This is a genomic window from Roseateles sp. P5_E11, from assembly GCF_054049355.1.
Window position 1 is genome coordinate 1 of sequence record NZ_JBFUMO010000917.1, and the last position, 1583, is coordinate 1583.

Here is a 1583-nt window from a genome sequence, read left to right on the forward strand (position 1 = left end):
AGCGCATCGTCTTCCTGGTAGGGCCCGTCAACGACGCGGTCGCCAACATCGTCGTGGCCCAATTGCTGTTCCTGGAAAGCGAAAACCCCGACAAGGAGATCTCGCTCTACATCAACAGCCCGGGCGGTAGCGTGTCGGCCGGCATGTCCATCTACGACACGATGAACTTCATCAAGCCGGAGGTGTCGACRCTGTGCATGGGCATGGCGGCCAGCATGGGCGCCTTCCTGCTTGCGGCCGGCGCCAAGGGCAAGCGCTTCTCCCTGCCCAATGCCAAAGTGATGATTCACCAGCCGCTGGGCGGCGCTCAGGGGCAGGCTACGGATATTGAAATCCATGCGCGTGAAATCTTGAAGACTCGCGACACCTTGAATCGCATCCTGGCCGAGCGCACCGGCCAGACCCTGGAGAAAATCCAGTCGGACACCGAGCGCGACTATTTCATGTCCGCTGCCGAGGCTCAGAACTACGGCCTGATCGACCAGGTGCTGGAACACCGGCCCTGAGTTGTGAGGGGCCGTAACTGCCCCCCGGATTCGCGGTGAAATCGGGGCCCTTATCCCTACGAGGGCCCCGAGATCGTTTGGACTATCATCATTTCAGGCACCTGCCTGTCCACTGGCATCCCCGAGCAGACCCATGGCCGACAAAAAAGGCACCTCCAGCGAAAAAGTTTTGTACTGCTCGTTCTGTGGCAAGAGCCAGCATGAAGTCAAGAAGCTGATCGCCGGTCCGTCGGTCTTCATCTGCGACGAATGCATCGAGCTGTGCAACGACATCGTCCGTGACGAGATCCCGGCGCCGGCCCCCGCTGCCCGTGCTGGCAAGTCCGACCTGCCCGTGCCGAGCGAGATCAAGTCCAGCCTCGACCAGTACGTCATCGGCCAGGACGTCGCCAAGCGCACCCTCGCCGTGGCCGTCTACAACCATTACAAGCGCCTGCGCCACATGGCGTCGACCAAGGATTCGGTCGAGCTGTCCAAGAGCAACATCCTGCTGATCGGCCCCACGGGCTCCGGCAAGACGCTGTTGGCGCAGACGTTGGCGCGCCTCCTGAACGTGCCCTTCGTGATCGCCGATGCGACGACGCTGACCGAGGCCGGTTACGTCGGCGAGGACGTCGAGAACATCATCCAGAAGCTGTTGCAGAACTGCAATTACGACGTCGAGCGGGCGCAGCGCGGCATCGTCTACATCGACGAGATCGACAAGATCTCGCGCAAGGCCGATAACCCTTCCATCACGCGGGACGTCTCCGGCGAAGGCGTGCAGCAGGCGCTGCTCAAGCTCGTCGAAGGCACGATGGCTTCGGTGCCGCCGCAAGGTGGCCGCAAGCACCCGAACCAGGACTTCCTGCAGATCGACACGACCAACATCCTGTTCATCTGCGGCGGTGCTTTCGACGGCCTGGAGAAGGTCATCCAGAACCGCAGCGAGAAGTCCGGCATCGGCTTCGGCGCGACGGTGAAGAGCAAGAGCGAACGCCGTGTTTCTGAGGTGTTCCGCGAGTGCGAGCCCGAGGACATCATCAAGTTCGGCCTCATCCCCGAACTGGTCGGCCGCCTACCCGTGGTCGCCACACT

Annotated in this window: 2 protein-coding genes; both read left to right on the plus strand. The window is 62.0% G+C overall.

All coding sequences use genetic code 11. The annotated features are described in order from the left end of the window. Positions 1-506, plus strand: a 506-nt coding sequence (locus ACXJKR_RS32060; protein ID WP_457326295.1) for an ATP-dependent Clp protease proteolytic subunit, incomplete at its 5' end; no start/stop codon positions are given. 133 nt (positions 507-639) lie between these two features. Next, on the plus strand, positions 640-1583 hold a 944-nt coding region (clpX, locus tag ACXJKR_RS32065; RefSeq protein WP_457326296.1), incomplete at its 3' end, for an ATP-dependent Clp protease ATP-binding subunit ClpX.